The 567-nt window shown below is 62.1% G+C and carries 1 protein-coding gene; it reads right to left on the reverse strand.

The features are described 5' to 3' along the window. A partial coding sequence (gene msuE / locus EN869_RS33695) for an FMN reductase (protein WP_127230909.1) occupies positions 1-501 on the reverse strand: 501 nt, incomplete at its 3' end. Between the last annotated feature and the right edge of the window lie 66 nt (positions 502-567).

The following is a 567-nucleotide window of genomic DNA, read 5'->3' on the forward strand; positions in this document are numbered from 1 at the left end:
CGCCTGCGCGGCGCGTTTGCGGATCGCCTCGGACACCAGCACGCCGTCGGCGAAATCCTTGTCCGTCGCATAGACGGCCGTCGGCAAGGCAAGGGCCTCGAAGAAGCCGAACAGCGGCCGCAACTGATGCTCGACGATCAGCGCATGCCGCTCGCCGCCGCCGGTGGCAAGCAACAGCACCGGCTTGCCTCTTAGCGCCGTCGGATCGAACAGGTCGAAGAAGTGCTTGAACAGCCCGGTGTAGCTGCCCTTGTAGGTCGGCGATCCGACCACCAGCACATCGGCGTTGACGACCTTGTCGAGAACATCGCGGCCCTGTTGATCGAGATCGCGCGCCCATCTGGCGCTGCCGAGCGAGGCTCCGACGTCCTCGATGTCATAAGTGCTTGCCGACAAATTGTTGCGGGCCGCGATATCCCGGACGACATGCTCGACAAAGCCGCGCGTCTTCGACGGCCGCGTGAAATTCCCGGAGAAACCGACGACGGTTGGATTGGGCATGTTGTGGCTCTCTCTCAGGATGTCGAGGCGGGCGTCCAATGTCTATAATTTTTATAGACTCTGGCT

This window comes from Mesorhizobium sp. M2D.F.Ca.ET.226.01.1.1 (assembly GCF_004022705.2).
Lineage (GTDB): Bacteria > Pseudomonadota > Alphaproteobacteria > Rhizobiales > Rhizobiaceae > Mesorhizobium.